Origin of the sequence: Pseudoxanthomonas sp. 22568, from assembly GCF_052044485.1 — a bacterium.
Taxonomy (GTDB): domain Bacteria; phylum Pseudomonadota; class Gammaproteobacteria; order Xanthomonadales; family Xanthomonadaceae; genus Pseudoxanthomonas_A; species Pseudoxanthomonas_A beigongshangi.
In genome coordinates this window covers 16,113-42,481 of sequence record NZ_JBQENC010000001.1, presented here as the reverse complement: position 1 = coordinate 42,481, position 26,369 = coordinate 16,113, and the positions used below count along the sequence as shown (strand labels likewise).

The 26,369-nt window shown below is 63.9% G+C and carries 35 protein-coding genes; 21 read left to right on the top strand and 14 right to left on the bottom strand.

Translation table 11 applies throughout. The features are described 5' to 3' along the window. Window positions 1-205: 205 nt before the first annotated feature. Together ACTJI2_RS00255 and ACTJI2_RS00250 are read left to right on the top strand one after the other, a co-directional pair. Window positions 206-832, top strand: a complete 627-nt coding sequence (locus ACTJI2_RS00255) for a DUF1294 domain-containing protein (protein WP_440840696.1) — start codon at window positions 206-208, stop codon at window positions 830-832. Between the two features lie 109 nt (window positions 833-941). Next, window positions 942-1,658, top strand: a complete 717-nt coding sequence (locus ACTJI2_RS00250; RefSeq protein WP_440840695.1) for a hypothetical protein — start codon at window positions 942-944, stop codon at window positions 1,656-1,658. A 178-nt stretch (window positions 1,659-1,836) separates the two neighbouring features. On the opposite strand, the gene ACTJI2_RS00245 is transcribed toward ACTJI2_RS00250, so the two are convergent. Both ACTJI2_RS00245 and ACTJI2_RS00240 read right to left on the bottom strand, forming a co-directional pair. Then, window positions 1,837-2,733 carry an SDR family oxidoreductase gene (locus tag ACTJI2_RS00245; RefSeq protein ID WP_440840693.1) on the bottom strand — a complete coding sequence of 299 codons (897 nt, stop codon included), beginning with the start codon at window positions 2,731-2,733 and terminating at the stop codon, window positions 1,837-1,839. Window positions 2,734-2,759: 26 nt separating this feature from the next. Then, window positions 2,760-3,503 (bottom strand): SDR family oxidoreductase, encoded by a 744-nt coding sequence (locus ACTJI2_RS00240; RefSeq protein ID WP_440840692.1) that lies wholly within the window; start codon window positions 3,501-3,503, stop codon window positions 2,760-2,762. A 106-nt stretch (window positions 3,504-3,609) separates the two neighbouring features. Here ACTJI2_RS00240 and ACTJI2_RS00235 point away from each other — a divergent pair, with 106 nt between their 5' ends. The 5 genes from ACTJI2_RS00235 (at window position 3,610) to ACTJI2_RS00215 (ending at window position 6,303) form a co-directional block, all read left to right on the top strand. After that, window positions 3,610-4,503 carry a LysR family transcriptional regulator gene (locus ACTJI2_RS00235; RefSeq protein WP_440840690.1) on the top strand — a complete coding sequence of 298 codons (894 nt, stop codon included), beginning with the start codon at window positions 3,610-3,612 and terminating at the stop codon, window positions 4,501-4,503. A gap of 110 nt (window positions 4,504-4,613) precedes the next feature. After that, on the top strand, window positions 4,614-4,910 hold the full coding sequence (locus tag ACTJI2_RS00230; RefSeq protein WP_183637996.1) for an autorepressor SdpR family transcription factor: 297 nt from the start codon (window positions 4,614-4,616) through the stop codon (window positions 4,908-4,910). Further along, entirely contained in the window at window positions 4,907-5,281 is a 375-nt protein-coding gene (locus ACTJI2_RS00225; protein ID WP_183637998.1) for an ammonium transporter, read from the top strand. The genes ACTJI2_RS00230 and ACTJI2_RS00225 overlap by 4 nt, the downstream gene beginning before the upstream one ends. A 46-nt stretch (window positions 5,282-5,327) precedes the next feature. Continuing rightward, window positions 5,328-5,693, top strand: a complete 366-nt coding sequence (locus tag ACTJI2_RS00220; RefSeq protein ID WP_440840689.1) for a cupin domain-containing protein — start codon at window positions 5,328-5,330, stop codon at window positions 5,691-5,693. A 115-nt stretch (window positions 5,694-5,808) separates the two neighbouring features. Beyond that, window positions 5,809-6,303 carry an SRPBCC family protein gene (locus ACTJI2_RS00215; protein ID WP_440840688.1) on the top strand — a complete coding sequence of 165 codons (495 nt, stop codon included), beginning with the start codon at window positions 5,809-5,811 and terminating at the stop codon, window positions 6,301-6,303. 39 nt (window positions 6,304-6,342) lie between these two features. On the opposite strand, the gene ACTJI2_RS00210 is transcribed toward ACTJI2_RS00215, so the two are convergent. From ACTJI2_RS00210 to ACTJI2_RS00200, 3 genes are read right to left on the bottom strand one after another with little or no spacing between them, the layout of a single operon-like run. Further along, the gene (locus ACTJI2_RS00210; RefSeq protein ID WP_183638008.1) at window positions 6,343-6,909 is read right to left on the bottom strand and encodes a gluconate 2-dehydrogenase subunit 3 family protein; all 567 of its coding nucleotides are present in this window, start codon (window positions 6,907-6,909) and stop codon (window positions 6,343-6,345) included. Then, the gene (locus tag ACTJI2_RS00205; protein ID WP_440840687.1) at window positions 6,906-8,588 is read right to left on the bottom strand and encodes a GMC oxidoreductase; all 1,683 of its coding nucleotides are present in this window, start codon (window positions 8,586-8,588) and stop codon (window positions 6,906-6,908) included. The genes ACTJI2_RS00210 and ACTJI2_RS00205 overlap by 4 nt, the downstream gene beginning before the upstream one ends. Before the next feature lie 2 nt (window positions 8,589-8,590). Beyond that, complete coding sequence (locus ACTJI2_RS00200) at window positions 8,591-9,538, bottom strand: 3-keto-disaccharide hydrolase (protein ID WP_440840685.1); 948 nt, start codon at window positions 9,536-9,538, stop codon at window positions 8,591-8,593. 409 nt (window positions 9,539-9,947) lie between these two features. On the opposite strand from ACTJI2_RS00200, the gene ACTJI2_RS00195 reads away from it, so the two are divergent. Further along, the gene (locus ACTJI2_RS00195) at window positions 9,948-10,274 is read left to right on the top strand and encodes a YciI family protein (protein ID WP_440840684.1); all 327 of its coding nucleotides are present in this window, start codon (window positions 9,948-9,950) and stop codon (window positions 10,272-10,274) included. 423 nt (window positions 10,275-10,697) lie between these two features. Here ACTJI2_RS00195 and ACTJI2_RS00190 read toward each other — a convergent pair whose 3' ends face one another. Further along, the gene (locus ACTJI2_RS00190; RefSeq protein ID WP_440840683.1) at window positions 10,698-11,513 is read right to left on the bottom strand and encodes a S1 family peptidase; all 816 of its coding nucleotides are present in this window, start codon (window positions 11,511-11,513) and stop codon (window positions 10,698-10,700) included. Between the two features lie 280 nt (window positions 11,514-11,793). On the opposite strand from ACTJI2_RS00190, the gene ACTJI2_RS00185 reads away from it, so the two are divergent. From ACTJI2_RS00185 to ACTJI2_RS00175, 3 genes are read left to right on the top strand one after another with little or no spacing between them, the layout of a single operon-like run. Continuing rightward, a complete protein-coding gene (locus ACTJI2_RS00185) occupies window positions 11,794-12,939 on the top strand; it encodes an SPFH domain-containing protein (RefSeq protein ID WP_440840681.1) in 1,146 nt (381 codons plus the stop codon). 21 nt (window positions 12,940-12,960) lie between these two features. Next, complete coding sequence (locus ACTJI2_RS00180) at window positions 12,961-14,277, top strand: TFIIB-type zinc ribbon-containing protein (protein ID WP_440840680.1); 1,317 nt, start codon at window positions 12,961-12,963, stop codon at window positions 14,275-14,277. Next, window positions 14,274-14,525, top strand: a complete 252-nt coding sequence (locus ACTJI2_RS00175) for a hypothetical protein (protein WP_318287478.1) — start codon at window positions 14,274-14,276, stop codon at window positions 14,523-14,525. Before ACTJI2_RS00180 ends, ACTJI2_RS00175 begins: the two co-directional genes overlap by 4 nt. Before the next feature lie 59 nt (window positions 14,526-14,584). Here ACTJI2_RS00175 and ACTJI2_RS00170 read toward each other — a convergent pair whose 3' ends face one another. Beyond that, complete coding sequence (locus ACTJI2_RS00170; protein WP_318287479.1) at window positions 14,585-14,908, bottom strand: hypothetical protein; 324 nt, start codon at window positions 14,906-14,908, stop codon at window positions 14,585-14,587. Between the two features lie 635 nt (window positions 14,909-15,543). Then, window positions 15,544-16,377 (bottom strand): alpha/beta fold hydrolase, encoded by an 834-nt coding sequence (locus ACTJI2_RS00165; protein WP_440840678.1) that lies wholly within the window; start codon window positions 16,375-16,377, stop codon window positions 15,544-15,546. Window positions 16,378-16,579: 202 nt separating this feature from the next. On the opposite strand from ACTJI2_RS00165, the gene ACTJI2_RS00160 reads away from it, so the two are divergent. Further along, the gene (locus ACTJI2_RS00160) at window positions 16,580-17,020 is read left to right on the top strand and encodes a MerR family transcriptional regulator (RefSeq protein WP_318287480.1); all 441 of its coding nucleotides are present in this window, start codon (window positions 16,580-16,582) and stop codon (window positions 17,018-17,020) included. Between the two features lie 150 nt (window positions 17,021-17,170). Continuing rightward, window positions 17,171-17,854: a type 1 glutamine amidotransferase domain-containing protein gene (locus tag ACTJI2_RS00155; RefSeq protein WP_318287481.1), complete on the top strand. Its 684-nt coding sequence runs from the start codon at window positions 17,171-17,173 to the stop codon at window positions 17,852-17,854. Between the two features lie 31 nt (window positions 17,855-17,885). Here the strand turns inward: ACTJI2_RS00155 and ACTJI2_RS00150 are convergent, their stop codons facing one another. Then, window positions 17,886-18,182, bottom strand: coding sequence for a hypothetical protein (locus tag ACTJI2_RS00150; protein WP_440840677.1), 297 nt, complete (start codon window positions 18,180-18,182; stop codon window positions 17,886-17,888). 186 nt (window positions 18,183-18,368) lie between these two features. On the opposite strand from ACTJI2_RS00150, the gene ACTJI2_RS00145 reads away from it, so the two are divergent. Genes ACTJI2_RS00145 through ACTJI2_RS00130 form a run of 4 tightly spaced genes read left to right on the top strand, consistent with a single transcriptional unit; the run spans window position 18,369 to window position 19,873 of the window. Continuing rightward, complete coding sequence (locus ACTJI2_RS00145) at window positions 18,369-19,031, top strand: class I SAM-dependent methyltransferase (protein ID WP_183638041.1); 663 nt, start codon at window positions 18,369-18,371, stop codon at window positions 19,029-19,031. Beyond that, window positions 19,028-19,348, top strand: coding sequence for a YkgJ family cysteine cluster protein (locus ACTJI2_RS00140; protein WP_440840676.1), 321 nt, complete (start codon window positions 19,028-19,030; stop codon window positions 19,346-19,348). The genes ACTJI2_RS00145 and ACTJI2_RS00140 overlap by 4 nt, the downstream gene beginning before the upstream one ends. A gap of 9 nt (window positions 19,349-19,357) precedes the next feature. Continuing rightward, complete coding sequence (locus tag ACTJI2_RS00135; RefSeq protein WP_440840675.1) at window positions 19,358-19,624, top strand: hypothetical protein; 267 nt, start codon at window positions 19,358-19,360, stop codon at window positions 19,622-19,624. An 18-nt stretch (window positions 19,625-19,642) separates the two neighbouring features. Next, window positions 19,643-19,873 (top strand): hypothetical protein, encoded by a 231-nt coding sequence (locus tag ACTJI2_RS00130; RefSeq protein WP_440840674.1) that lies wholly within the window; start codon window positions 19,643-19,645, stop codon window positions 19,871-19,873. Between the two features lie 83 nt (window positions 19,874-19,956). Here ACTJI2_RS00130 and ACTJI2_RS00125 read toward each other — a convergent pair whose 3' ends face one another. Then, window positions 19,957-20,541: a hypothetical protein gene (locus tag ACTJI2_RS00125; RefSeq protein WP_440840673.1), complete on the bottom strand. Its 585-nt coding sequence runs from the start codon at window positions 20,539-20,541 to the stop codon at window positions 19,957-19,959. A 51-nt stretch (window positions 20,542-20,592) separates the two neighbouring features. Here ACTJI2_RS00125 and ACTJI2_RS00120 point away from each other — a divergent pair, with 51 nt between their 5' ends. The 4 genes from ACTJI2_RS00120 to ACTJI2_RS00105 all read left to right on the top strand — a co-directional run bounded on the left by ACTJI2_RS00120 (window position 20,593) and on the right by ACTJI2_RS00105 (window position 24,389). Continuing rightward, complete coding sequence (locus tag ACTJI2_RS00120; RefSeq protein ID WP_183638050.1) at window positions 20,593-20,994, top strand: winged helix-turn-helix transcriptional regulator; 402 nt, start codon at window positions 20,593-20,595, stop codon at window positions 20,992-20,994. 259 nt (window positions 20,995-21,253) lie between these two features. After that, a complete protein-coding gene (locus ACTJI2_RS00115) occupies window positions 21,254-23,122 on the top strand; it encodes an alpha/beta hydrolase family protein (protein ID WP_318287483.1) in 1,869 nt (622 codons plus the stop codon). Further along, window positions 23,119-23,649 (top strand): hypothetical protein, encoded by a 531-nt coding sequence (locus ACTJI2_RS00110; protein WP_318287484.1) that lies wholly within the window; start codon window positions 23,119-23,121, stop codon window positions 23,647-23,649. Before ACTJI2_RS00115 ends, ACTJI2_RS00110 begins: the two co-directional genes overlap by 4 nt. A 158-nt stretch (window positions 23,650-23,807) precedes the next feature. After that, complete coding sequence (locus ACTJI2_RS00105) at window positions 23,808-24,389, top strand: hypothetical protein (RefSeq protein WP_318287485.1); 582 nt, start codon at window positions 23,808-23,810, stop codon at window positions 24,387-24,389. Between the two features lie 94 nt (window positions 24,390-24,483). On the opposite strand, the gene ACTJI2_RS00100 is transcribed toward ACTJI2_RS00105, so the two are convergent. The 4 genes from ACTJI2_RS00100 to ACTJI2_RS00085 all read right to left on the bottom strand — a co-directional run bounded on the left by ACTJI2_RS00100 (window position 24,484) and on the right by ACTJI2_RS00085 (window position 26,320). Next, a complete protein-coding gene (locus ACTJI2_RS00100) occupies window positions 24,484-24,798 on the bottom strand; it encodes a hypothetical protein (RefSeq protein WP_318287486.1) in 315 nt (104 codons plus the stop codon). Window positions 24,799-24,944: 146 nt separating this feature from the next. Next, window positions 24,945-25,313 (bottom strand): hypothetical protein, encoded by a 369-nt coding sequence (locus tag ACTJI2_RS00095; protein ID WP_440840672.1) that lies wholly within the window; start codon window positions 25,311-25,313, stop codon window positions 24,945-24,947. A gap of 78 nt (window positions 25,314-25,391) precedes the next feature. Further along, on the bottom strand, window positions 25,392-25,829 hold the full coding sequence (locus ACTJI2_RS00090; RefSeq protein ID WP_440840670.1) for a hypothetical protein: 438 nt from the start codon (window positions 25,827-25,829) through the stop codon (window positions 25,392-25,394). Window positions 25,830-25,849: 20 nt separating this feature from the next. Then, complete coding sequence (locus tag ACTJI2_RS00085; RefSeq protein ID WP_440840669.1) at window positions 25,850-26,320, bottom strand: YybH family protein; 471 nt, start codon at window positions 26,318-26,320, stop codon at window positions 25,850-25,852. Window positions 26,321-26,369 lie beyond the last annotated feature (49 nt).

Sequence of the window (26,369 nt, the reverse complement as noted above, 5' to 3'; positions counted from 1 at the left end):
GTGGTGAGTTCCGCATGGTAACGCGTCGGGGCGCGGCTTCCGATCCGGAACTTATACCGGTTCCCCACTTTCCCGGTGGAGTCCCGCGCCGCTTCCATCCCGCCCGATGGGCCGGCGCCCGCGTGGCTTGTGAGCCCGTCCCCGGAAACATAGGATCGCCCGCATCAGGGGATGGCGCGCCAATGGCTCCCCACGGACAAATCGCATGGCCGGAGCTTCCATGAGGTTCGCAGGACGCATCACCGACTGGAACGGCGAACGGGGCTTCGGTTTTGTCGTCCCCCACGGAGGCGGCGAGCGGGCCTTCGTTCATGTCAGCGAGTTCCAGCGAGGTTCGCGACCGCCGATGGTCGGCGATCTGATCTCGTACGAAACCAGAAAGGACGCCAAAGGTCGATTGAACGCAAAGGCCATCCGCTTCGCCGGCCAGAAGATTGAAGCCCCCGGAAAACATCAACGCATTCCACGACTGGGCACCGCCCTGGCGTTCTTCCTGCTGTTGGCGATTTTCACTCTTTTTGGCAAGGTCCCCGGCACGGTTTCGCTAGCCTACCTGGCCGCCAGTCTGGTTTCCTACGTCTTGTATTGCCTCGACAAGGCCGCCGCGGAAAGGGCCTATCGCCGGATTCCGGAGTCGACTCTCCATCTCGTCGACTTTCTGTTCGGTTGGCCGGGCGGGCTGATCGCGCAGCAACAATGCCGGCACAAGATCGCGAAGGATTCGTTCCAGCGCGTTTTCTGGCTGACCGTCTTCCTGAACCTCGCAGGTGCGTACGGGCTGGTCGCGAGCGGCATCGCCCAGCGGCTTTCCAGCGCCTTCCCCGGGGTCTGACAAGGCGCGCATCCGGGGCCATCCAACGGCGCGACACGGTGCCTCCCCCGGCATCACGACACCGTCCACCAGGCAGCGACACAGCATGAAACCGACTCGAAGATTCAACTTGTACGTCGCTACCCAACTGGACTTTCCAACGGTACGAAGCGGGCGGGTCATCGATCGGTTGAATCGCATCGACAAGGCGGAGTGCCTTCTGTTCACCGCCGCGCTGGAAAGCGGCTCCCTGCACGCGATGCCTAAACTGCGCGAGGTTCACCTGACCTTGCTGGCGTCGGACAGGGAGGAGGTGGCGGAAGCGCCATCGGAGCGTCGTGGTTCCGCTCGCGTCACGATCCGATTCGATGCGACGTCCGTGCTGGAAGCCACCGATGCCGACATCGCCTGGCGACTCTACCGGGCCGGCCTGCGGGGCCTGCTGGCGATAATCGATCACAAAATCCCCGATCACGTATCGCGAGCCGCGCTTGGCTCGCTCCATGCATCGATTCCGCTTTCCCGGGCGTCCCCCTTCCCGCCCGCCACGAAGGAACAATGGGCGCTTTTCCAGGAGTATTCCATTCACTCGGAAGGGAAGAAATCAGGAAGTCTCGCCATCGAGCTTGCCGCACCGGAAGGCAGCCCTTCGGACTACGACTTCCAGCCCGTCTTCGACCACCTGACCGCCACGCTCGCCGACCGGAAACTCGGCACATGGGTGGGAGACAGCGGGAACGACATCGAATTCAAATCGAAGGATCTGAGCGCCGCCCGGATCTTGGTGGAAGACCTGCTCGCAACCAGCTTCGCGGGTACTTTCAAGATCAGTCTGCTACGCGACTAGCGTCTTGCCATTCCAGCCGACCCCACTCCGAATCCCGGCGGCTTCGGGCCTTGCCACCGGTTGATGGCAGACTGCCTGTTCATCCCCGCAAGGGATTGGGCCAGGCAATGCCCGGCCCGAAGCGATTTCAGGCTTCGCGGCTTGGGACGTTCCGCAGGAAATCCTGACGACGCGTCGCTCAGCGCAATACCGGCCTGAGCAGATCCTCCATGCCGAGATTCCGGTACATCTCGCGGCGCACGCGGTCACCCACGGCGTTGACCGTTTCCGCGCCGTCCTGCGAGGGATCTACGTGCACGCGGAAGGGGCGTTGCCCGTGCGGCAGGTCGACCACGCGGGCGATGGCCGCCGCCACGTCGTCCACGTTGGCGTCGGCGGGTTCCAGCGCCTTCAGTCCTTCCAGGATCCGCTCGGGCACGCCGGCATAGGGACCGGTGTCGTACTCGGCCGCACGCGCCGCGTCGGCCGGCTTGCCCGAATGGGCGAAGTGGTTGGTGCCGGCGGTATAGGCGCCCGGTACCACGATGGTGGTTTCGATGCCCCAGCGGGACAGTTCGGTCGAGTAGGACACCGCCAGCGAGTCCATCGCCGCCTTGGCGGCGAAGTACGGCGCCAGATAGGGCGGCGTGCCGCCGCGCGTGCTGCTGGAACCCACCCACACCAGCAGTCCCCTGCCCTGCGCGCGCAGGTGCGGCAGCGCCGCGCGGTTGACCCGCTGCGTCCCGACCACATTGACGTCATAGAGTTGCAGGTATTGCTCGGGCGAGAACGCTTCGGCCGGTCCCAGCACCATGTGGCCGGCGTTGTGCACCACCCCGTCGAGGCGGCCGGCATCGGCCAGGATGGCACGCACGGCGGCGTCGGCCGAAGCGTCGGACTGCACGTCCAGTTCCAGCGTGCGCAGGTCCACGCCTTTCTCGCGCGCGTACCGCGCCGCCGCTTCCACCTGCGGCGCGTTGCGCCCGGCGGTGTCGCGCATGCTGGCGTACACCGTGTGTCCCCGGTCCGCCAGATGGCGGGCGGTCAGGGCGCCGAAGCCGGACGAAGCGCCGGTCACCAGGATGATCTTGTTCATTGCGAAGTCTCCGGAAGGAAAAGGGCTCAGACCATGCCGCCGTTGGCGCGGATGACCTGGCCGTTGATCCAGCCGCCCTGCGGGCCGGCGAGGAAGGCCACGACCGCGGCGATGTCCGCCGGCGTACCCAGACGCTCGAGCGGATTCATCTTCGCCAGGCGTTCGATCAGTTCCGGCGACTTGCCTTCCAGGAACAGATCGGTCGCGGTCGGCCCCGGCGCGACGGCATTGACCGTGATCGCGCGCCCGCGCAGTTCCTTGGACAGGATCGCCGTCATGGTTTCCACCGCCGCCTTGGTCGCGGCGTATACGCCGTAGGTTTCCAGCTTGGTACCGACCAGGCTGGTGGACAGGTTGACGATGCGGCCGCCGTCGCGCAGGCGGCGCGCCGCTTCGCGCATGCCGTTGAAGCTGCCCTTGAGGTTGATGGCGATCAGCCGGTCGAACGCGGCATCGTCCACCTGTGCAAGAGTGGCCTGTTCCAGGATGCCGGCGTTGTTGATCAGCGCATCGACGCCGCCGTAGCGGGCCTCGGCCGCATCGAACAGACGCTGCACCGCGACCGGATCGCTGACGTCGGCCTGCAGGGCGATGGCTTCCGCGCCTCCGGCGACGAGGCGGCTCGCCAGCGCCTCGGCGTCGTCGCGCCGGCCGGCGTAGTTGATGACCACCGCATGGCCATCGGCGGCCAGGCGTTCGGAAATGGCGGCGCCGATGCCGCGGGAACCGCCGGTGACGATGGCGACCGGACAGGAGGTTTGCGTGTTCATGGAGGGGGCTCGTTGGACCGCCCGATTGGCGGTGGAGCTACCTTATTGGCGGAGCTGTTCCGGATAATCTGGCAATATCCGCCAACACTATTCGGGAATCCGGACAATGGACCGCTTCGACGCCCTGCGGGTCTTCGTCAGGATCGTGGAACGCCGCAGCTTCACCCGCGCCGCGGAGGATCTGGCGCTGCCCCGCGCCACCGTGACCGACGCCATCAAGGCGCTGGAATCGCGCCTGGGCGTGCGCCTGCTGCAACGGACCACCCGCCAGGTCAGCCTCACCCTGGAAGGGGAAATCTTCTACGCCCGCTGCCTGCGCCTGATCGCCGACATGGAGGACGCGGAAGGCGCCTTCCGTGATACGCCCCCGAAAGGCCCTCTGCGCATCGAAGTGCATGGCACCCTCGCCCGCCATCTGCTGTTTCCACGGCTTCCGGCGTTCCTGGAGGCTTATCCCGACATCGAACTGGATGTCAGCGAAGGCGACCGCTACGTGGACCTGGTGCGCGAAGGCGTCGACTGCGCGGTGCGCGTCGGCGAACTGCGCGACAGCGATCTCGTCGCGCGCCGCCTGACCCTGCTGCCCGAAGCCACCGCCGCCTCGCCGGCCTACTGCGAGCGGCACGGCATGCCGACGGACGTGGATACCCTGGAAACCGGCGGCCACGTGATGGTCGGCTTCAAGTCGACCGCCATCGGCGCGCTGTTGCCGCTGGAGTTCCAGCAGGAAGGACGCGTCCGCCACCTCACCCTGCCCACCCGCGTGCGGGTCAGCGGCGCCGAATCCTACGTGGGCGCGGCCTTCGCCGGATTCGGCATCATCCAGGCGCCGCGCTACCGGCTGGACGGCTATTTCGCCACCGGCGCGCTGGTGCCGCTGCTCGAACGTTTCCCGCCGCTGCCCAGCCCGGTCAATATCGTCTACGCGCGCACCCGCCTGCCGTCGCCACGGCTGCGGGCGTTCATCGATTGGGCGAGCGGGGTTTTCGACGCGGGCTGACTCCGCGCCCGAACGCGGAGGCGGCGCCGGCCGAGCGCCATCCCGAACCAGTCGTCGGCTTCCCGGTCTTTCCACTTGACACAATTAGATATTTAGCTAATTGTCGCAACATGAGCCAGGTATTCAGAGCCCTTTCCGATCCCACCCGCCGCCGGGTTCTGCAACTCCTCCGGCAGGGGCCGCTGAGCGCGGGCGAGCTCAGCGACCAGTTCGATGTCTCCAAGCCCACCATGTCGGCGCATTTCGCCGTGTTGAAGGAAGCCGATCTGGTCCACGCGGAAAAGGCCGGCAAATCCGTGATCTACCACCTGAAGCTCTCGGTGCTCGAGGAAGCGCTGCTGGGCTTCGTCCATTCGTTCGGCGTCGGCGCCGGGTCGCCGAAGTCCAAGAAGGAGACGGCACGATGAACAAAGAACTGATTTCGGATCTCGCGTGGGGCGTCGGCATCGTGCTGCTCGCACTCGGCGCCACCTACGCGCGCAAGCTCGGCTACATCGATGGCGAAACCGTCACCCGTCTGGTCATGGGCGCCATCGGCCTGATGGTCGCCTGGTTCGGCAATCGCATGCCCAAACGCTTCGTTCCGGAGGCCTGGGCGCGCCGGGTCACGCGGGTCGGCGGTTGGTCCCTCGCCCTGAGCGGCCTCGTCTACGCCGGACTCTGGGCATTCGCCCCGATCCAGGTCGCGGCGGCGGGCGGTTCGCTGGCCGTGTTGCTGGGAATAGCCGTGACCATCGGCTATTGCCTGTCGCTGCGTGGCAAGACGAAAGCGTCCTAGCCGATACGGCAGAATCGGGGTCCAACTGTCAGGAAGTCAGGTGCATATGTCGGATACCGCAATCAACCTGCGGGACAAGCTGGCCCGGTTCTCGGACCACTGGTCGCCGCGCGTCGTCGCCGAGATGAACGACTACCAGTTCAAGCTCGCCAAGGTGCAGGGCGAATTCGTCTGGCACGCCCACGCGGACACGGACGAAGTGTTCATCGTCCTGGACGGTGAAATGACGATCGAGTTCCGGGACAAGGCCGTGCCTCTCGCCGCCGGGGAGATGTACGTCGTCCCCAAGGGCGTCGAACATCGTCCGGTCGCCCCACAGGAGTGCTGCATCATGCTGGTGGAGCCGCGTGGCGTGGTCAACACGGGGGATGCGGGGGGCGCGTATACCGCGCGGAATGATGTGTGGGTTTAGTGCACGCGCGTTATTCGGGCAAGCGCACTTTATTTCGTGGAGGCGACCCTGCGTCGTCGAAACCTTTGCTTCACGCGACCACGGGTAGCGTGCTCTCCAACATTCAGGAGGCCTCATGGACAAGTCACCATCAGGCGGAAAGGCCATAGCGAGAACCGGCATGCTCATCCGCAAACCCGTAGCAGAAGTATTCGCCGCCTTCATCGATCCCCGCATCACCACCCGATTCTGGTTCACCAGGAGCAGCGGTCCGCTCGAAGCGGGCAAGCCGGTGACCTGGGAATGGGAAATGTACGAAGCATCGACCCACGTCGTACCGAAGGTTGTCGAGCCCGAACAACGCATCGTCATCGAGTGGGACGGTTACACCGGACGTACGAACGTGGAATGGGAGTTCGTGCCCATGGGGCCGGACGCCACGTTCGTCGGCATCACGGAATCCGGCTGGACCGGAACCAACGAGGAGTTGCTGGAACATGCGACCAACGCCACGCAGGGCTTCACCTGGACGCTGGCGGGCCTCAAGGCATGGCTGGAACACGGCGTGGAACTGAACCTGATTGCGGATCGTTTCCCCAACGGACCCGAGGATCCCTATCCCACCCGCTAGCCTGCGGATGGTCGCTCCGCTATCCGCAAAAAACCTTCATCACGCCCACGCCGGCTGCCCCGGCTCCAGCGGCACGCAGCCGTCGTAGCGTCCGGGCACCGGGATATAGCGCAGGGCCTGGGTGAGGCCGACTTCGGAATTGAAATAGGTCTGCAACGCAAGCGCGCGCACGCTGTTGAACCAGTGTTTGTCCCCGGCCTTCTGTGCCGCCGCATCCAGCTCCGTGAGCAGGCGTTCGCGTTCCGCAACGGGCAGCGAGGCGAAACTGCCGCCGCGCTCGCGGCAGGCGGCGCGGAGTTCCTGCAAGCCCGTGGCGACACGCTGCTGCGTTTCGGGGCTCTCGCAGTCGGCCAGCATCAGCACCATCATCGCGCCGACGCCGGCGGCCCTGGCACCGGGAGATGCAGGCGTCGTCGGCAGCAACGTATCCGCGATGTCCTCCAGCAAGGTCCGGTCGTCCTGCGCCGGGGACGGCGTCGCGGGAGCGGCCTCGGTGTCGCCGGGCATGCCGGCACCCAGCAACAAGCCGGTCGCAGCCAGCGCACTGCCGGCCAGCGCGGTCTTCAACGCCTCGCGGCGGGTGATCTTTTGCTTGGCATCGCTCACAGGTTCTGCCTCCCCAATTCCTCGACGGCGCGGTTCACCGCGCGCGCGGTCAACGCCATGTAGAGCAGCGACGGCGACTGGTTGCCGGTGGAGGTCATGCAGGCGCCGTCGGTGACGAAGACGTTCGGGCACGTGTGCAGCTGGTTCCATTGGTTGAGCATCGACGTGGCCGGATCGCGCCCCATCCGGCAACCGCCCATCTCGTGGATGTCGCGTCCGGGATACCACTGGGTATCCGCGGTTTCGATGTCACGGCAACCGGCGACTTCCATCATCTCCTTCGCCTGCTCGCGCCAGTCGCGGACCATCTTTTCGTCGTTGTCGTCGTACTCCACCGACGTCACCAGTTGCGGGATGCCCCAGGCATCCTTGAGCGTATCGTGCAGGCGGACGTGGTTGCTTTCCTTGGGAACGGTCTCGCCCTGCATGTACATGTAGACCTTCCACTGTCCCGGTCGTGCCTGCGCATCCTTGTAGACACCGCCCATGCGCGCGGACGAAGGCGCGCCACGCTCGCGGAAGGCGCCGGTGAAGGTGGTGTAACCGCCGACGAAATCCATCTCGTGCCGCTTGAGATTGCGGAAGTTGGGGATGATGCACTCCGAAGGACGGCGTCCGTAGTAGTAGCCGTCCTCGAACCCGTCGATCAGACCGCCGCCGTTGGCACGATAGCTCTGGAAGGCCACGTACTTGCCGAGCAGGCCATTGTCGTTGCCCAGTCCGTGCGGAAAGCGCGCGGAGGTCGAGTTCAGCAGGATCAGTACGGAGTTCAGCGCGGATGCATTCACGAACACGATGCGCGCGCGGTATTCGGTGATCTCCCCGGTATGCGCATCGACCACCCGCACGCCCGCCGCGCGACCCTTGCGCTCGTCGTGGATGATCGAGTGCACCACCGCATCGGGCCGGATGGTCAGGTTGCCGGTCTTCGCCGCCCACGGCAGCGTGGACGAGTTGGAACTGAAGTAGGCGCCATAGGGGCAGCCGCGCCAGCACATGTTGCGCGACATGCAGGGGCCGCGCCCCTGATCCAGGTGGATCTGCTCGGGCTTGGTCAGGTGCGCCCAGCGTCCCTGCACCACGTAGCGATCGCCATAGTGTCTGCGGATGCGTTCGCTGTAGGCCTTCTCGACGCAGTTGAAATCGAACGGCGGCTGGAACTCGCCATCAGGCATCGAATCCAGGCCGTCCAGGTTGCCGGACACGCCGATGAATTTCTCCACGTGTGAATACCACGGCGCGATGTCGTCATAGCCGATCGGCCAGCCGATGCCGTAGCCGTCACGTTCCGGCGCTTCGAAGTCATAGCGGCTCCAGCGCTGGCAGGCGCGTCCCCACATGATCGACTTGCCGCCGACCTGATAACCGCGAATCCAGTCGAACGGCTTTTCCTGCACGTAGGGATGATCGGCGTCTTTGGTGAAGAAGTGCAGCACATCCTCGGCGGCGATCCGGGAAGCCACCGGGTTCTCTTCCCGGTACTTGCGCGTCAGCGCCCCGCCATGTGGCAGCTCCCACGGCGACAGCCACGCGGTCGGATAGTCCTTGATGTGCTCGACGTTGCGGCCGCGTTCCAGCACCAGCGTCTTCAAGCCCTTCTCGCACAGCTCCTTGGCGGCCCAGCCGCCGGAGATCCCGGAACCGATGACAATGGCGTCGTAGGTATTGTCGTCGGCCATGCTCACAACGCCGGGGTCAGGGTGATGTTGCGGAACTCGACGGGGCCATGGTCGCCTTGGAGCATCAGCGGACCCGGCGCACCTTCGTCGCTGTCCAGCGCGCCGCCGGTGATGCCGGGAATCTCGCGATCGCAGATTACGGTCTTGCCGTTGACCGCGACGGTGACCTTGCGCCCGACCAGGGTGATGTCCAGCGACTGCCATTCGCCCGGCTTCGCGGAAGCATCCTCGCTGGGCGCCAGGAAGCCATAGATGGCGCCGAGACTGTCGCTGGCCGGCTCGCCGAAGGTGTCGGCGATCTGCACCTCATGGCGTCCGCGCAGGTACACGCCGCTGTTGCTGCCCTTGGGAAAACGCAATTCCACATGCAGCTTGAAATCGGTGAAGCGCTGTTCGCTGACCAGGTTGGCGCCGGCCTTGGCGTTGCGCAGCACACCGTCTTGCACGGACCATTGCGACGACTGGCCGATCGCACGCCAGCCTTCCAGCCCCTTGCCGCCGAGCAGACGGATCGGCTGTCCCCAGCGCGGCGGTTCCGCGCGCTGCAACGACGGCGCGCTCACCGCGCTCCAGTCGTGGCGTTTGCCGTCCGGCAGTTGCATCGTCCCGGAGAGCTTGCCGTCTTTCAGGCGTCCCTGGAACGACAGATCACCGCTGCCTCCCTCCCATTGCGGAGGAATGGCGAAGCGCATTTCGCCGTTGTCCGTTTCCACCCGCGCGATCGGTCGCGCGCTGCCGGCCGCGCCGACGAACTGTCCGACCAGCGCACTCGCGCCGGAGCGGCGGATTTCCAGCCAGGAAGGCACGTCGCCGGTGGGCGTATGCACGGTGATGTCCCAGCGTCCGGCCAGTTCGTCGGTGGGGTTCTGCGAAGCCGTCGCGGAGACGATGGGCAGGCTCGCGAGCAGACCAAGCGCGAGCAGTGCTGGCGGGGTTCGGCGTGCGGCCATGGCGTTCCCGTTTGCTGGCAGAGGCGACCGACTTTAAATGACAGCGCTGGACAACGCTACGTGCCAGGCCGGACATTTCCACGAATCCAGTGCTGGAGAAGGTATCGGATTGGCATCGGATTTCCCTTCGCAACGCGCCGTCGGAAAGTGGTCTTTCATTTTGTGCGGTGCGAGAAAATCCGTATCCGGCAGGAGGCACGCCCTGTTCAGGTAAAGGAAGCTTCGTCCGTCAGGGTCCTGCCGGGACCTCGACGCCTTGATGCGACATCGATTCGGGCATCATGCAATCTCCCTCTCGCCAGGCATAACGGTCCGGAATGGGAGCGACCGGCTCTCTCCGGGAGGCGGAAGGCAGCGGAGCAAGCTCCGCTCTACGCGGCGTTGTTTCCCCAGACAAGACGAGGGCACCATGGCGATGTACCTGATTTCCTTTCCCAGCGCGGCGATGGTCGTGCCCGATGACGAAATGCAGGCGGTGGGCCGTGACGCCAATGCCGTGATCGACGAGGCCAAGGCCGCCGGCGTCTACCTCTTTGCCGGCGGCATCGAGGAAAGCGTGTCCCCCGTGCTCGTTTCGGCCAACGGCACCTTCGCCGAGGGAGGCTACTCCTGGGCGCCCCCGCTTACCGGCGGCTTCACCGTGTTGGAACTGCCTTCGCGCGAGGAAGCCATCGCATGGGCCGCACGTATCGCGAAGGCTTGTCGCTGCGGTCAGGAGTTGCGGGTCATTGTTTGAACCGCGATCTTGAAGCCACCAGAGAAAGTGCGTACCAACCGATACGCCCCAGGGTAGATTCGATGTCTGATTCTGATCAGGATCTGGAAAAGCGACTAATGGCAGCCGCAGTCTTTGAGTTGCGGGTGCTTCTTGCGTCTTATATTGGCGGTGACCAACCGCCCTCCATCCGTGCCCCGGCCGAGTTTGCGTATGCCCTCCACAACCAGGCCCTTGCGATTCTGGAAGGGAAACCTGTCGATGTCCCGGCAGCCCTCAGGTCGTTGGAACGTTTGACCCCCCTCCTAGGTGAGAGGTATCTGAGTCATTTCCATCGCGTTGTGTTCGCAGATTCGGACACACCATAAGCACACACGGAATGATGTTCCGACCAGCGAACTTTGCTCGTTCGCCCATCCATCTGGGTGAACCCTCAGGCTACGCCTACGGTTGCCCCGACATCACGCCTTCAATCCACTCGCGGTAATGGCTCACGCGGACATTGCAGCTGATCTGCCCGTAGCGTCCCGGCCGTGCCGTCATGACGTGGCCGTGGACGAATTTCCAGGACGCCAGTCCGGCCAACGCCCGTTGGCCCTCGTTCTGGATCAGCACCGGGCCGCCGCTGTCCCCGTTGCCCAGTATGCCCTCCAGGGGCAGGGCCGCCGGCGGTTCGTCGAATTCGTAGCAGAACCAGCGGTCATGCGCGCTGCTGACTTTGTTGAACGCGCGGCGAAGCTCCGTCCGATGGGGACTTTCCGGAGCGTAACCGCTCGCGCCCGTGCCCGTCGCGCCCTTCCCCACGATCTCTACAATCTGGCCGAACTCCTTGCCGTCCTTGTAGAGCGCGACGGGAGCGACGTCCTCTACAGGCTGTTTCAGCTTGATCAGGGCGACGTCGTCGGAATTGGCAAGGAACACCACGATCAACATCGCCTCTCCGGTGGCCGTGGCCTGCTCGATCAGGTCATGCGGCACCGTCTTGTAGCCGGGATGGGTGACGACGCGTTCAACGCTTCTGGATACGCCGTTGACAACGACCTGCTCAAGTTTTGAATCCGCGGGAATCGTGTGCGCCGCCGTGATGACCCACTGCGGAGCAATCAATACCCCGTGCCCTTCGCCCGGCATGTCGACGAGCGCGGGAAGCTCGGAGGCCGGAATCCGGTACTTCGCATCATCGACGTCATGCCGGATGACGATGGCGGTCGCCGCCGATGACATCATGAGGAGCGCTGCGAGCAACAAGGTTCGGGTCATGTGCGGGGCCGGAGCGGGAGTGCGTTTCTGGTGAAGCGGCAAGATACTTGAATCCGTTCCCGCACGCCTGCCCGGCATCTACCCACGACGCACGACGGGGCTTCGCGCAGCCCCCGGGGAGAACCCGAGTCCCGTGCACAGGACTTTCGGTCCTTGCATGACAAGCGGCGGATCGGTGGCTTCGACCTGCCGCCCCGCAACCTTTCCCGACCCACCGCACTGGTATAGTGCGGCGAGCATAGGGGCACGGTGCCCGTCCACGAACAGAAGGGAGTTGGTCATGGGTCTTGTACAGGCGGTGGCAGGCGCGGTTGGCGGTGTTCTGGCCGACCAGTGGAAGGATTTCTACACCGTGCCGGAAGGATTGCCGGCGACGGCGGCGCTGTTCGCGGCGGTTCCGCGCGGGACCAATGCCGGACGGGGTTCGAACACCCGCGGCTCCTCCAACATCATCACCAACGGGTCGAAGATCGTCGTGCCCGAGGGCTACGGACTGCTGCTGTTCCAGGACGGCGCGGTGACCGGCTTCGTCGCCGAACCGGGTGGCTATGAATGGCGCTCGGACGACGTGAACTCGCAGTCGATCTTCGCCGGCGACGGCCTGGTGAGCCCGCTGATCAAGCAAAGCTGGGAGCGCTTCAAGTTCGGCGGCCAGCCGGGTTCCCAGCAGGCCGCGTTCTTCGTTTCGCTGAAGGAACTGCCCGACAACCGCTTCGGCACCCAGTCGGAAATCTACTGGGACGACGGCTTCCTCAATACCCAGGTCGGCGCGGTGACGCGCGGTTCCTACACGCTGAAGATCACCGACCCCATCCTGTTCGTGAAGAATTTCGTGCCGGCGCGCTACCTGCAGCCGGGCGAGGTATTCGATTTCACCGACATGGACAACGCCGCCGCCAGCCAGTTGTTCAATGAAGTGGTGGGTTCGCTGGCGCCGGCCTTCAGCCTGTACACGAACGATCCGGCCAAGGGCAATCGCATCACCAAGCTGCAGCAGGACTCGCTGGGCTTCGCCAAAAGCCTGTCGGACGCGGTCGAGCAGGGCTACCAGTGGAGCTCGCAACGCGGGCTGGCGATCGTCAAGACCGCCATCGTTTCGATCGAGTACGACGCCAACACCCGCGAACTGCTCAAGACCGTGCAGCGCGCCGACGCGCTGTCCGGCGGACGCGGCAACTCCAACCTGCAGGCCAGCGTGGCGCAGGGCATCCAGTCGGCCGGCGAGAACGGCGGCGCCGCCGGGCTGGTCGGACTGGGCATGGCGACCGGCATGGTCGGCGGTGTCGGCAGCCTGCAGCAGCCGGTGGCCGCGCCCGCGGCCGAAGACCCGGTGGCCCGGTTGAAGAAGGCCAAGGAGATGCTGGACCTCGGCCTCATCACCCAGGCCGACTACGACGCGCTCAAGGCCAAGGCATTGGGTCTGTAAGCGAGCAGGCGTTCCGCATCCATGTCCGATCCCAAGACCCCGCCGCCGTTGCCGGCGGCGCCCGTGACCGGCCCCGGCTCGCCGCGGGACGTGCCGCCCCTGCCCGGCCAGTTCCCGGTCGATCCGGCCACCCTGCCCGGCGCCATCCGCGATGAGCTGGAGGCGCCTGATCCGGTGGCGCTGGACACGGCATCGGCCGAACTCCGGGACGGCCTGAACCGCTGTCCGAAATGCGGCGCCACCGATGTCCGCCTCAGGCTCGGCACCGACGTGCTGGTCTGCCAGTACTGCCGCCATGAATGGCACGGCGCGCGCGTGGAAGAGGAATTCGGGCTGGGCGAAGGCCTCGACCAACTGCGCGGCACCGTCATCGCCTCGGGCGCGCGGGACATCGAGGCCGACGCGTCCAGCCTGATGAGCTTCAAATGCACCGGCTGCGGCGCCGAGGTCACCGTCAATACCGAAACCACGATGACGGCGCGCTGCCACTGGTGCCGTCACGTGTTCGGCGTCAACGAACAGGTCGCCAACGGCGCGGTGCCCGATGCCGTGCTGCCGTTCCACATCGGCAAGGAGGATGCGGTCGCGCGCATCCGCCAGTTCGTGGACAAACGCCGCCTGTTCGCGCTGAAGGCGTTCAAGGAACAGTTCACGCCCGAGAATGTCGTCGGCGTCTACCTGCCCTACATGATCGTTGACGGCAACGCGAGCGCCGCCGTCACCGGCAAGGGTGAAATCAAGACCCGCGAATACACGCGCGGCAGCGGCGACAAGAAGAAGACCTACTACGACGCCGACGTGTACCAGGTCAGCCGCGCGGTGGATTTCACCGTGGACGACCTGCCGCTGGAATCCTCGTCCGATCGCGGCAACCTGGACACCCGCGTCAACACCAACAACATCATCAATACCATCCTGCCGTTCGACACCAAGAACGCGCTGAAGTGGAACGCCTCGTACCTGCTGGGTTTCACCTCGGAGAAGCGCAACCTGGACGTCGAACGGATGCGACCGAGGCTGGAAGACCAGCTGCTGTCGATCGCGCGCGCGCAGGTCGAAAGCTCCGTGCGCCGCTACGACCGCGGCGTGCGCTGGGAGCGCGAGCAGCTCGAAGTCCACGGCACCCGCTGGGTGTCGATGTACCTGCCGGTCTGGCTGTACTCCTATCACCAGCCCGGCCGCAACGGCGGCATGCTGCACTACATCGCGGTGAACGGCCGTACCGGCGAAACCATGGGCAGCGTGCCCGTGCAGCAATGGAAACTGCTGCTGGCCGCGCTGGCCACCGGCACTTTCATCGAATCCCTGGTCCTTTGGTTCCTGGTGGTGGCGTCATGAGCGACGACGGCGGACTCTGGTTGCTGGCGGCCGGCCCGGTCGGCGCGACGGCGCTCTATTGGGCCCTGTACCGGTATTACCGCAACACCGACAAGTCACACGCCTTCGAGCGCGAGACCACGATCGAGGCCAAGCCGGTGACCGGCTCGGACTCGAAGGTCGATACCGTGACCGGTACGCAGGAGACCCGTATCCGTGGCGACAATGTGCGTGACTATCGGGCGCGGGTGCAGCGGGATGATCAGTAAAGACGACGTCTGCATATACGTGGATGTCGGTGCCAGATCGCAAGCGAGAAAGGAGATTGTCAGCCTGTGCTCGGGAAACGTCGTAGCGCCGCATCGACTTCGTTGTCGAAATTGGGCTGCCGCGCAATAGATTCGCGAACTGACTCAGCCATGACCTGATCCGGATCAAGCCAAGACAACTCGACAAGTTTTACCAACGTCTCAGCTGGCGGGTTCTGCCTTAGCCACCATTGGAAGACGCCATTGCGATCATGCTCGGACGCCTCTTCATGACCAGGCGCATAAGATGCCGATTGCTCGTTCACGAAGGCACAGGGAAGCATGTCCCACGCCTCCCACTCCGCTGGGAACTCCATCAATTCCAAATAGCGTCTTAGCTCCATGCTGCTCTCAGTTTTCAGGCGGGCGGGGCATTTTCCCGTTCGATGGATGCAGACTCATCCGGCCATGTCCGAAATGGACGGTCAGCCAGCCATGACGATTAAAACCAGTAGTCACGCATGGTAGACAAGAAGCCGACATCGATTGGGTAGCCGGACGCGGACCCGATGACGGAATCAATGCCGCACTGAGGGCAGAGCGCAGTGACACCAACCGATAACTCGTTTTCATCGGCCGTGCTCTCTGGCCAGTCAATCCAGCACTCAATTGCCGATGGAGAAAAAATCTCCATACAGTAGAAGCACCCACAGAGAGCACTTTTCTCAATCTCACCGCGGTGATTGGCGCATTTCGCGTGTGCTGCAATGACGTTGGAAACAGCGGGCACCATCAAATGCAACTCCCTGACAGTCAATTCACCGGACGAAATTCATGAATATTTTTCGTGGTTCACCGTACACGACCCCACTTAATAGCGATACTAAGTCCATGGGTTTTGGGCTACAAGCTGGCATACTTACAGAATTGGAAACACTGCTTACTCATTTGCCACTGTTCCGGAGCCGAACGGTCCCCTCGCAGTTTCGACACACGCCCCGCCTTCAATGCGGGGCGTGTGCTTTCGTACCGACGTCGCTCAACCTTCCTGCAGAAACGCCAGCAGATCCGCGTTGACCTGGTCGGCATGGGTGGTGGGAAGGCCATGCGGCCCGCCCTTGTAGGTGTTGAGCCGGCCGTTCTTCACCAGCTTCGCCGACAGCACGCCCGAGTCATCGTAGGGCACGACCTGATCGTCGTCGCCGTGGATCACCAGCACCGGGATGGAAATGCCTTTCAAATCCTCGGTGAAGTCGGTCTGCGAAAACGCGACGATGCCGTCATAGTGGGCCTTGGCGCCGCCCATCATGCCCTGCCGCCACCAGTTCCAGATCACCGCTTCCGACGGCTTGGCGCCGGGGCGGTTGTAACCATAGAAGGGACCGGCGGGAACGTCGTAGTAGAACTGCGCACGATTCGCCGCGACCTGCGCCTGGAAGTTGTCGAATACCTCCTTTGGCGTCCCGCCCGGATTGCTCTCGGTCTTGACCATCAGCGGCGGCACGGCACTGATGAGCACGGCCTTGGACACCTTGTCCTGGCCGTGCCGCGCGATGTAGCGCACCACCTGGCCCCCGCCGGTCGAGTGCCCGACATGCATCGCCCCGCGGGTGCCGAGCTTCTCGACCACCGCCGCCACGTCGTCGGCGTAGTGATCCATGTCGTGCCCGTCCCAGACCTGGCTGGATCGGCCATGCCCGCGCCGGTCATGCGCGACCACCCGGAAACCCTTGTTCAGGAAGAACATCATTTGCGCATCCCAGTCATCGCAACTGAGCGGCCAGCCATGATGGAAATGGATGACCTGCGCATCGCGCGGGCCCCAGTCCTTGTAGAAGATCTCGACGCCGTCTTTCGTCGTTACGTATCCCATGGGTCTTCTCCTGAGCAGTGGTTGGGAGGGGAGTCGCCAGTTGCGAAACGAATGTCCCGGACGCGGTTTGCATGCGCATGACACGCCGGGACGGAGCCGGCCCGGCATCCAACCGCGAGCCACTCCGAAGCATGCCGTCCGGAGCGTTGCGCCACTGTATGTTTAAAGTAAGCTTCAAGGTCAATGGTTCCGGATGGACGGCATGAAGATTGGCGAACTGGCGAAACTGACGGGCCTTTCCGCCTCGCGCATCCGGTTCTACGAGAGCGCCGGCCTGCTCCAGGCGGTGGCCCGCAAGGCCAACGGCTATCGCGATTACCCGGTCGAGACGGCTGCGGTGCTGGAAATCATCGACAGCGCCCAGCGCGCCGGTTTCTCGCTGGAACAGATCCGCCACCTGCTGCCGCTCGGCAATGGCCGTTGGGACCACGACGAACTGCGGAGGGCGCTAAAGGCCAGGATCGTCGAAATCGACGTCTTGATGAAACGTCTGAAGCAGAGCAAGGCGCAGCTGTTGGTCGCCATCGAAAGCATCGAGGATCGACCGGACGGCATCGACTGCGCGGACAACCGGATGCGGGTACTCGACCGGCTGCGCGGCCAGGGCGTGGTGTCATCGCCTCGCAAGGCGCGCGAAACCTGAGACGATGCTTCCCCGGCTTGACCTTCAACCGGGGTTGAATCCTAGTGTGAGGACCGGGCTCCCGGAATGATGCGTCGCCGGCATCGTTCCTGTCCCGACCGCTGAACGCACTCGATTGCCCCTGATGCTCCTGTGCCGGCCCTATCACCCATGACCCGCCGCATCCTCCATGTTGTCAGCAACGTTGGGCACTTCGACGACCCGTCCCATCCGACCGGCCTGTGGCTGTCCGAACTGACGCATGCCTATGACCTGTTCGAAGCGAAGGGTTTCGAACAGCGGATCATGAGTCCCCGGGGTGGCGTGTCGCCGCTGGAACCGCGGGCGCTGAAGTGGCCGCTGCTGGACGCCTCCGCCAAGGCATGGCTGGAGAACCGGAACAGGATGGCGCTGCTGGCGGACACGGCCCGTCCCGAGGACATCGACCCGGCGGACTTCGACGCCATCTATTTCACCGGCGGACACGCCGTGATGTGGGACTTCCCGGACAGCGCCGGACTCCAGCGCATCACCCGCGCAATCTTCGAGCGCGGAGGCGTCGTCTCCGCCGTGTGCCACGGTTACTGTGGCCTATTGAATACGAAGCTGTCCGATGGTTCGCTGCTGGTTTCCGGACGCAGGATCACGGGTTTTTCCTGGCGCGAGGAAATCCTGGCCGGCGTTGCCAGGGACATGCCCTACAACGCCGAGCTAGAGATGAAGCTACGCGGCGCGAGATACGAGAAGGCGTTGCTCCCGTTTGTCCCGAAAGCGGTCGTCGACGGCCGTCTGGTGACGGGGCAGAACCCGGCATCGGCCAAGGTGACGGCGACGCGGGTGATCGAACTGCTTTGATCACCCAACATCGGAAGCGGCCACCCCCGCCCTACTCCGCATCCCCGATGCGCGTATCGACCGCAATCCAGTTGGTTTCCCAGTTGCGTCCGCCGTCGTCCGAATAAGCCTGCTCGAATCGCACCGAATTCGGCGTGATATCCGAGATGACGAAGCGGACGAGGATGGCTTTACCCTCGTGGTCTTCCTGACCACAGAAATCGCAGCGGTCGTTGCGAAAGCCGCCTTGGACCAGTGGTGCAGCCTGTCCCGGCTGCGGAGCGGCAGGATTCGGTCCCTGCGGGCCGCCATCGCCGGAAAGACCGGCAGGGCGGACCGATGACCGCATGGACGGCCGTGTAGACCTCGGGGCTACCGTCCGTCTTGCTCCCTGGTCCGCTTCAGGTTCGCGCACGTCTTATGGCGTACGATGGCGCGCAACATCGTGCGTCCCGTCCGACCGTCCCACCGTCGCTCGCTGCGCTTTTCTTCACGCGTCACCGTCCTTCCGGCAGACGCACCTCCTGGAGTGCCCATGACGGGCTACCAAGTCCGCGAGACCCGCCACGCCGTGGGTGGTCACGTCTATCGCCTGCGCGTATTGAGCGACAAGCAGCAATTCGCCGACCCCGACGGTCATGGTGCGCGCATCGGCATTTCATCGGCGCAGTGGAGTCTGTTCGGGCAGCTTTGGCCTGCGGGCCGCCTGCTGGCCCAGGCAATGCAGCGTTTTGACATCGCCGGCAAGCGCATCCTGGAGATCGGCTGCGGTATCGGCCTGGCCAGTCTGGTGCTGCAGAAGCGCGGCGCCAACGTGGTCGCATCGGACATGCATCCGCTGGCGGAGGTGTTCCTGGCTTACAACGCCGCGCTGAATTGCCTGCCGGCGCTCAACTACCGGCAGCTCCGCTGGGATACCCCGCTGCCGTCGCTGGGTCGCTTCGATGCGATCGTCGCCAGCGATGTCCTGTACGAGCGCGACAGTGCGGACGTACTGAGCGCCGTGATCGAACGCCATGCGGAACCCCGTGCGGAGGTGCTGATCACCGATCCCGGGCGCGGCAACAGTGCGCGCTTCAGCCACATGCTGGCGGCGCAGGGGTTCGGGGTGGACGCCACGCCCTGTCCGATGGACGACCGCGACGCCCCTCCGCATCGCGGCCGGCTGCTGCACTACCGGCGGGGACTGGCCGCATGAGCGCCATCCCTGCTTCCGAATTGCCGCTGTGCGCGAGTTGCGATGCCGTGTGCTGCCGCCTGACGGTCGTGTTGCAGCCGGAAGACCGTATTCCCGCGCATCTGACCGAGCACACGCCGGCCGGCCTGACGGTGATGGCGCGCGATGCGGAAGGTTGGTGCGTGGCCATCGACGCGGCACGCATGTGTTGTTCCATCTACGACACACGACCCGAAGTGTGTCGCCGCTTCGTCATGTTGGGACCCTACTGCCGCGCGGTGCGCACCGAATATCTGGACAGCACCTCGCGTGGCATCCCCCTGACGCTGTACTCATAGGAGAGCCGCATGTCCCGTCCCCGCAAGCAGATACCGAACGCCGCGACTTCGCCGAAAGGCCACCGTGAAGTCAGCCGGATGTTCGCGCGCTACCCGGGCAGCAGCGACCGCGTCCCCCTCACGCACGAAACCCTGGCGGCCGACCTGGTCGCCTTCCACCGCGACGGCGGGACCATCGAAGTACTGGGCACGACGTACACGCGGAGCAAGCCAGGCCAGGACGGCAAGCCCATCCCGTCCGCTGACGGCAGCCCCGCCGCCAAACACCGACGCTGAGCGAACAGGAGTATCTCCTTGCCCGTTACCCCCAACTACGCCTTCGAGAAGCGCCAGCGCGAACTGGCCAAGAAAAAAAAGCTGGAAGAGAAGAAGAGCCGCAAACGCGATGCGGCTGCGTCCATGCCCGACACACCTCCACCCGATGCGGCGGCGTCCGGTACTGGAAGCGACGTGGATCCGGAGCGCATGCCCGTGACGGCGTCGCCGCCGGAGCAGCCACGCATCCATCGCAAGCGTTCCCCTTGACCCGATCGCTACCGCGTTCCCATCACCGCCCAGGTTCTGGAATGCATTGCCGAAGCGGGTCTTGAGGGTGTGATTCCGCCGCTCTACTTCGCATCCCCGATGCGCGTATCGACCGCAATCCAGTTCGTTTCCCAGTTGCGTCCGCCGTCGTCCGAGTAGGCTTGTTCGAATCGCGCCGAATCGGGGGTGATGTCGGAGATGACGAAGCGGACGAGGATCGCCTTGCCGTCGAGGTCTTCCTGGCCGTAGAACTCGCCGCGGCCATTGCGGAAGCTGCCGTGGACCGGACGGGTCAGGGTGCCGCTGCGGGCGCCGGCGTAGTGCAGGCTCCACTGCCCGGCCTGCGGGTTGTACAGGCGCAGGCTGACGCCTTCGATGGCTCCCGCCGGGCCCGCCACGCGCAGTTCGACCAGGTTGGCGCGTCCGTCCAGCACTTTCCGGACGACGCTGGTGCCGGCGTACTCCACCCACTCCTGCGAGCCGGACAACGGCTTGGCCAGCCGCCGCAGTTCGGTCTTCCAGGTGCCGATTTCCCAATCGAAGTCGTGCTGGCCGTCGCCCGGCGCGGCGGCGGGAGCGGCCTGCGGTGGCTGTGCCGGCGCGTTCATCGCCAGCAATGCCATGGCCAGGCAGGTGCAGCCGAGCCAGCTTCGCGCGGGGTTTTGCATCGTCTCGTCCCGTCTCCCATGATGCGCGCAGGATAGGAACGCGAGGCCAGCATGAACAAGAAGGTACCTGCGGGTAACCATGCCCGGCCCAATCCGCTCGAAGGCTGCCCGCTGGCGGCCGCCTTCGCGGCCATCGGCGGCAAGTGGAAACTGACGATCCTCTACTGGCTGGCGCACGGCGAACTGCACTTCGCCGGCCTGCAACACCGCGTCACCCCGATCTCGAACAAGGTGCTCGCCGAACAATTGCGGGAACTCGAAGCCGATGGCCTGGTCGATCGCACTCCCACCGGCAGCGTGCCTGCGCCGGTGATTTACCAGCTGACGGCATACGGCAGGACCCTGTTGCCGATCGTCGAGGGGGTGCGGGTGTGGGGGGAAGGCCATTTGCGGCGAGCAGCGGCTGAACCACGATCAGACAGCATGGGATGTGGTGCAGCGGTCCCTGGTTGAAAGCACAACAAACGCGAGCAACAAAATAAAGCACGAATGGACCGATGCGGCGGGCATCTGTCCCAAGCGAAACGTCCTGAGGGGTTGGAAGCCCGATCCCACCCCGGCTAGACTTGCCATGGGGAACATCCAGGCATCCGGGGCAAAGGGAATTCAGAACATGGGGAAGGTTCCATCCACGGTACGCCTTGCTGCTGCCGTGATTTGTTTCGCTTGCGCAGCTCATTCCGGGTCCATACGGGCAGATGAGCCTACCGGTATGTCGCCGGCCTGGCTGGCCTTCCTCAAGCGCCCGACCATCGAGAATGTCCAGATATCGCCGGACGGAACGCGTCTGGCGGTCGCGGAGCGCGCGGATGACCGCACCTTCGTCACCATCCGCGAAACCAAGACGCTGACGTTGCTGACGCGCTTCAATCCAGGCGATGGTGGCGAGATCCATACGCTGCGCTGGCTGGATGATACGCGCTTTCTGGTATCGGCCAACGCGGTGATGGCGCGATACAATCTCGCGATCAACAAGCCGGTCATGGCAATCGTCCAGAGTGACGGCAAGGGTCGCTACATGGTGCCCGCCAACTTCCTGGCCACCATCGACGGCGATCCGGATCATCTGCTGGTCACGCAATGCACCAACTGGGGTGAAGGTGGCTGCTTCGACGCCGTGCACAAGGTGGAGATCGGACACACCAACCGCATCGGCGATGCCATCATCACCGCACCCGATCGCGACTCGGTGCTCTTCCCCGACCGGCGGGGCAACGTGCGATTCGCCACCTCCGTCGACGACAAGGCGGATACCAAGCTCCATGCACACATCGGCGAGGACAAGGGCTGGACGCTAGTCAATGACAGCAAGGAGAGTGGTGTCGACGTCTGGGCCATCGGCGTGGACCGTGACGGCGCCTCTGGTTTCCTGCAGGCGGAAAGGTCCAGCGGTCCGGACGTCATCGAGCGTTACGACTTCGCGACCGGCAAACGTACCGAGGTATATCGCCATGCGACTTCCGACCCCATCCGCTACATCCTCGCGTTCGACAAGTTGACCCCCATCGGGGCGTACTACGGCGCGACCCGGCCGCAGGCGGTGATCTGGAATGCCGCGCATCCCGACGCGCAGGCCATCGCCTCGATCATCGCGGCCTTCCCCGGACGTATCGTCAGTATCACCAGTACCTCCGCCGATGCCGGCAAGGCCATCGTCAGCACCGTTGGCGATCGCGACCCCGGCACCTGGTACCTGTATGACCGCGCGACCCAGAAGGCATCGCTGCTTGCACGCGCGAAATCATGGCTGACGGAAACAAGCCTCCCGAAGAACCGGGAAGTCGTTCTCACCGCGCGCGACGGCATCACGCTCCATGGCATCCTCACCCTGCCCCCCCAGGCGCCGGAGACCGGCTTGCCGATGGTCGTCGTGCCCCATGGGGGGCCGCATGGCGTGTACGACTCGGCCATGTATGACAGCGAAGCCGCGCTGCTCGCCAGCCAGGGCTATGCGGTTCTGCGGGTGAATTTCCGGGGCTCCGGCGGTTACGGCCGGCAATTCCAGCAGAGCGGCTGGATGCAATGGGGCCGCGCCATGCAGGACGACATCACCGACGCCACGAAATGGGCCATCGCCGAAGGCATCGCCGCACCGGACCGCATCTGCATCTCCGGCTGGAGTTACGGCGGCTACGCGGCGCTGATGGGCGCGGTTCGCGAGCCGTCGCTGTACCGCTGCGTCGTCGGTGGCGCGGGCCCCTACGATCTCGCCAAGCTGTACAAGTGGGGCAATATCCGCCGCAGCGATTACGGCCTGGAATACCTGGCGAAAGTGGTGGGGAAGGACCAGAAGGTGCTCGCGGAGCGCTCCCCGGTGGGTAACGCGGCCGCGGTCAAGGTGCCGGTGCTGATCGTGCACGGCAAGCTGGATGCCCGCGTCGACATCGCCCACGCCAGGCGCATGACCAAGGCGTTGCGCCAGGCAGGTGTCGAGGTGGAGTCCCACGAGTATACGAATGCGGGACACGGGTTGATGCTCGATGCCGACAAGGTCGATTTCTATACGCGGCTGCTCGCCTTCCTCGCGAAACACACGCAGGCGCGTACGGGCGCGGGTGCCCGTACCGCGGACGCGCAATGAGCGCCGAAGCCCGGATGAGGAAATGGCTATGGATGATGGGGATCACCCAGGTGCTGCTGATTGCAGTCCTGGCGACACTCTGGAGTTCGATGCCAGCAGCGGTACCCGCCGCTGATTCGGACCCTGCCCCCATCTGCTTCAACCGCGTGCCTGGCTCGGACAAACCCTGTCTCACCAGCTTCACCCGACTGGCGACCGCGCCGGGCGAGGTCGCCGGACGCAGAATCATCATCACCGGGTATCTCGCCATGCGCTACGGCATCCCGACGCTCTATGCCAGTCAACAGGACTATGAGAATGACATCGCGGTCAACGCCCTGGCCATCGAGGGCGACCACCCGACGCTGGAGCAATTGGTCCAGCAGTTTCCTTACCAGTATGTCGTCATGGAAGGCGTCTTTCGCGAGAACGAACAGAATCTGGCATGGTTGGGGCGACTGACTCCGCCCTTCAAGGTGTCCAAGCCCATCACACCGCTAAGACAGACACACGAGGATGTGCTGGTGCCGGTCGAATTCATGAAGTAGCCGCGCGCGACAGGTCGGCCCTGATCTTGGCTCAAGATGGCGCCAATGCCAGCCAGCCTCAGGAACCGCGTTCAGAGCGTGGTCTCGTCAGGCAAGTAGAGTACTCTTCCTATTTTTTGCCGACCCCATTCTTTACTCGCCCGACAGATTTCATACATATGAAGCTTACCGCGCTAGCCACCTTGTTGTTGTCGAGCACTCTGGTTGCGGATGTCAGCAGCACTGCCCCCGAGGCACCGCCCACCGGATTGTTTTCCACCCCTTACATGACGGTGAGCAGCCCTGCGGGAGGAAATTGGCGGATGCAAAGCGAATCCGATTTCGAGGTGCGGTTTTCCCGTGGCGAGGCGATCAATTCCTTTGTTGCGGCCGTCGCGCTGTTCCGAATGGGACCCGCCAACTCGCCCGAGGAGTATGAGGAGCTGATTAGAAGGTCATCCGCGAGCGACACCGACCCTCAGATGCCTGACCGGTATGAACTGCTGGAACAATCCATCAAGTATTCAAGCGAGCGAGCGTACCCATGCGTACGCTACCGGGCCACTTCAAAGGACCGGGGAGCCAAAGGCGCAAATGGACCGCTACTGTTGGAGCTGGATGGCCTGTATTGCCGCCATCCAGCGGATGAATCCGTAGGCGTATCCATCCTGTATTCGCACCGTGGCCTGACGCGCCACGCGCACCTGAAAACCGACGCGGATGAGTTCATTCAGAACGTCGTCCTGCATGGATCCGAATAGCCTCATGCGTCACCCAGATGCCCCTCTTTCCAGCCACTCTGGAACAGGAAAAGCACGTCCTGTTCCGCAATGACAGTGCTTTGAACCCGGTCTTTTACCAGAACCGCTGTCCCTTTCGCGGTTTTGCGATCAGCTGCCAATCGTCCTCATAAACCACTGAACCCGGTTCCGAAGTCCTGAGTACTTCGACATGGTGGCCATGGCGGTCAAGCAGGTATTTGAGGTGCCACATGCGTCGAATGGCGTCCTCCGCCGCTGGTTTGAACCAGGAGATCGCTCGGCGATGCTCTGGCCGCTCCAGCACCTTGGGCACGAACAGTTCCTCGTTGAACCAGGACAACGCTTCGCGCAATTCTAGATGCTCGTCCGAGGTCAGATCACCTTCATCGCGCAAGGTATGTGCAGCCACCAAGATTCCGCTGGCATAGCCAGAGTCTCGGTCCATTGCAAGCGTGGCGAATCGAATGAGCATTGGTGATGTCCAAGAATCCGGCTGTCTGAACAAAAATCCCGCGAATCGGCCCTTCCGAAAGGAGCATTGGTAAAGAATTTTTCCTATGGCATCTCGAAGCGCTGCCTGTAGCGATGGATCTCGACGAGCCTACCGTCGTTGAAAGTCAGGCGGACCGAATTGAAGAACTTGCCCGCCCCATCAAGAAGTACGTCCCATTGGTCGTGCGCTTGCAGTTGTTCTATCCGCACCTGCGAAGGAGCGATGCTGAAGTGGTCCCCGGCTCTCGGGCCATAGCTGATATACACGACTGCGTGAGGATGGTCATTGAGGATTCTGGCCGCCGCAAGCGCCTCCTGCTTGGATGCCCCGATGGTGAATCCGTAGACCGTGCCGGAGACAACCGTTTCATCGAGATGGGTGGCCCAGAGATAAGCCGCGTATCCGGCGAATGCCAGGATGGGGGCGAGCACCGCGAGAGCCAGGACTCGCCTCCATCGCTGCATGGATCCACGGTGTCCAGGGCCAGCCATCAATAACCTCTCCGGCATCTATCGCGCATCACGTGGCCCCTCGGGTTCTTTCTGGCGAGTGGTCAGCTCGACCACTTCGCTGATAATAAATTCCGGCATTCCGTCTCCGGCTGGGAGGAGCGTTCCTCGCGCGACCAGATGATATGAAAAAATCTGGTCTTTCATGGCGCCCCGGAAGACCTGGCTCAAGAATTCCTCTCCCCCGATGGCATCCAGTTCATCACTTCCTTTTTTCCGCCTGAGATAGGTTTCCACCATCGCTCCCTTGCACTCAACGCCTTCGAGGTAAGAGGAATGGCGTGCATCGGTGGTAAACGTGCCCGAAATCAATGCGTCTCTCAGGGGGCCTCTGTCGGTCATTCTTATCGCCTTGCAGACATCCATTGGCGTGTCCTTCTTGGTAGCGCATCCACACAGAAGCAACAGGGTGGCCACGATGGAAAGGGGATAGCTCATTGAATTTCCGTCGGGAGGGACTAGTTTCTTTGCTTCGGCGGTGCGTTCTGATTGTCCATGTCCGAGAAGATCAGCCACGGCTGGCCGGGGGTGCGGCGGAGTGTGAGGGTGAACTTGCCGGTGTCGCCGGGTCCATCGCCGTAGCCGTAGGCGCCGACGATGTAGCCGGTCGTGGCTTCGGTGTGAAAGGCGAGCGCGCGTAGCCGCAGCGGGCCGCCTCCTCCGCCTTCATAGGTAGCCTGGATGGCCTTGCGTCCGCGGACAGGCGGACGATTGCTTTGCAGGATGAAGCCATCCTCCGCGAACAGCGCCGCGAGGGCCGCCGCGTCACCCGCGCGCCAGGCGCGCTCGTAGTCGCGGAGTATCCGGTCCAGTTCGGGTGGCAGTGCGATGCTGGGAACCCTTGTGGGTTCTGGAATATCTTGTGAAAAAGCCGGTCCCACAACCAGCATCAGGGCGAAGGCGACAACAGCAAGAAAAGGACGGCTCATAGGTCTCAACCCAATTGAAGTTCGGTAGTTGGAACAACGGAATGGAGCC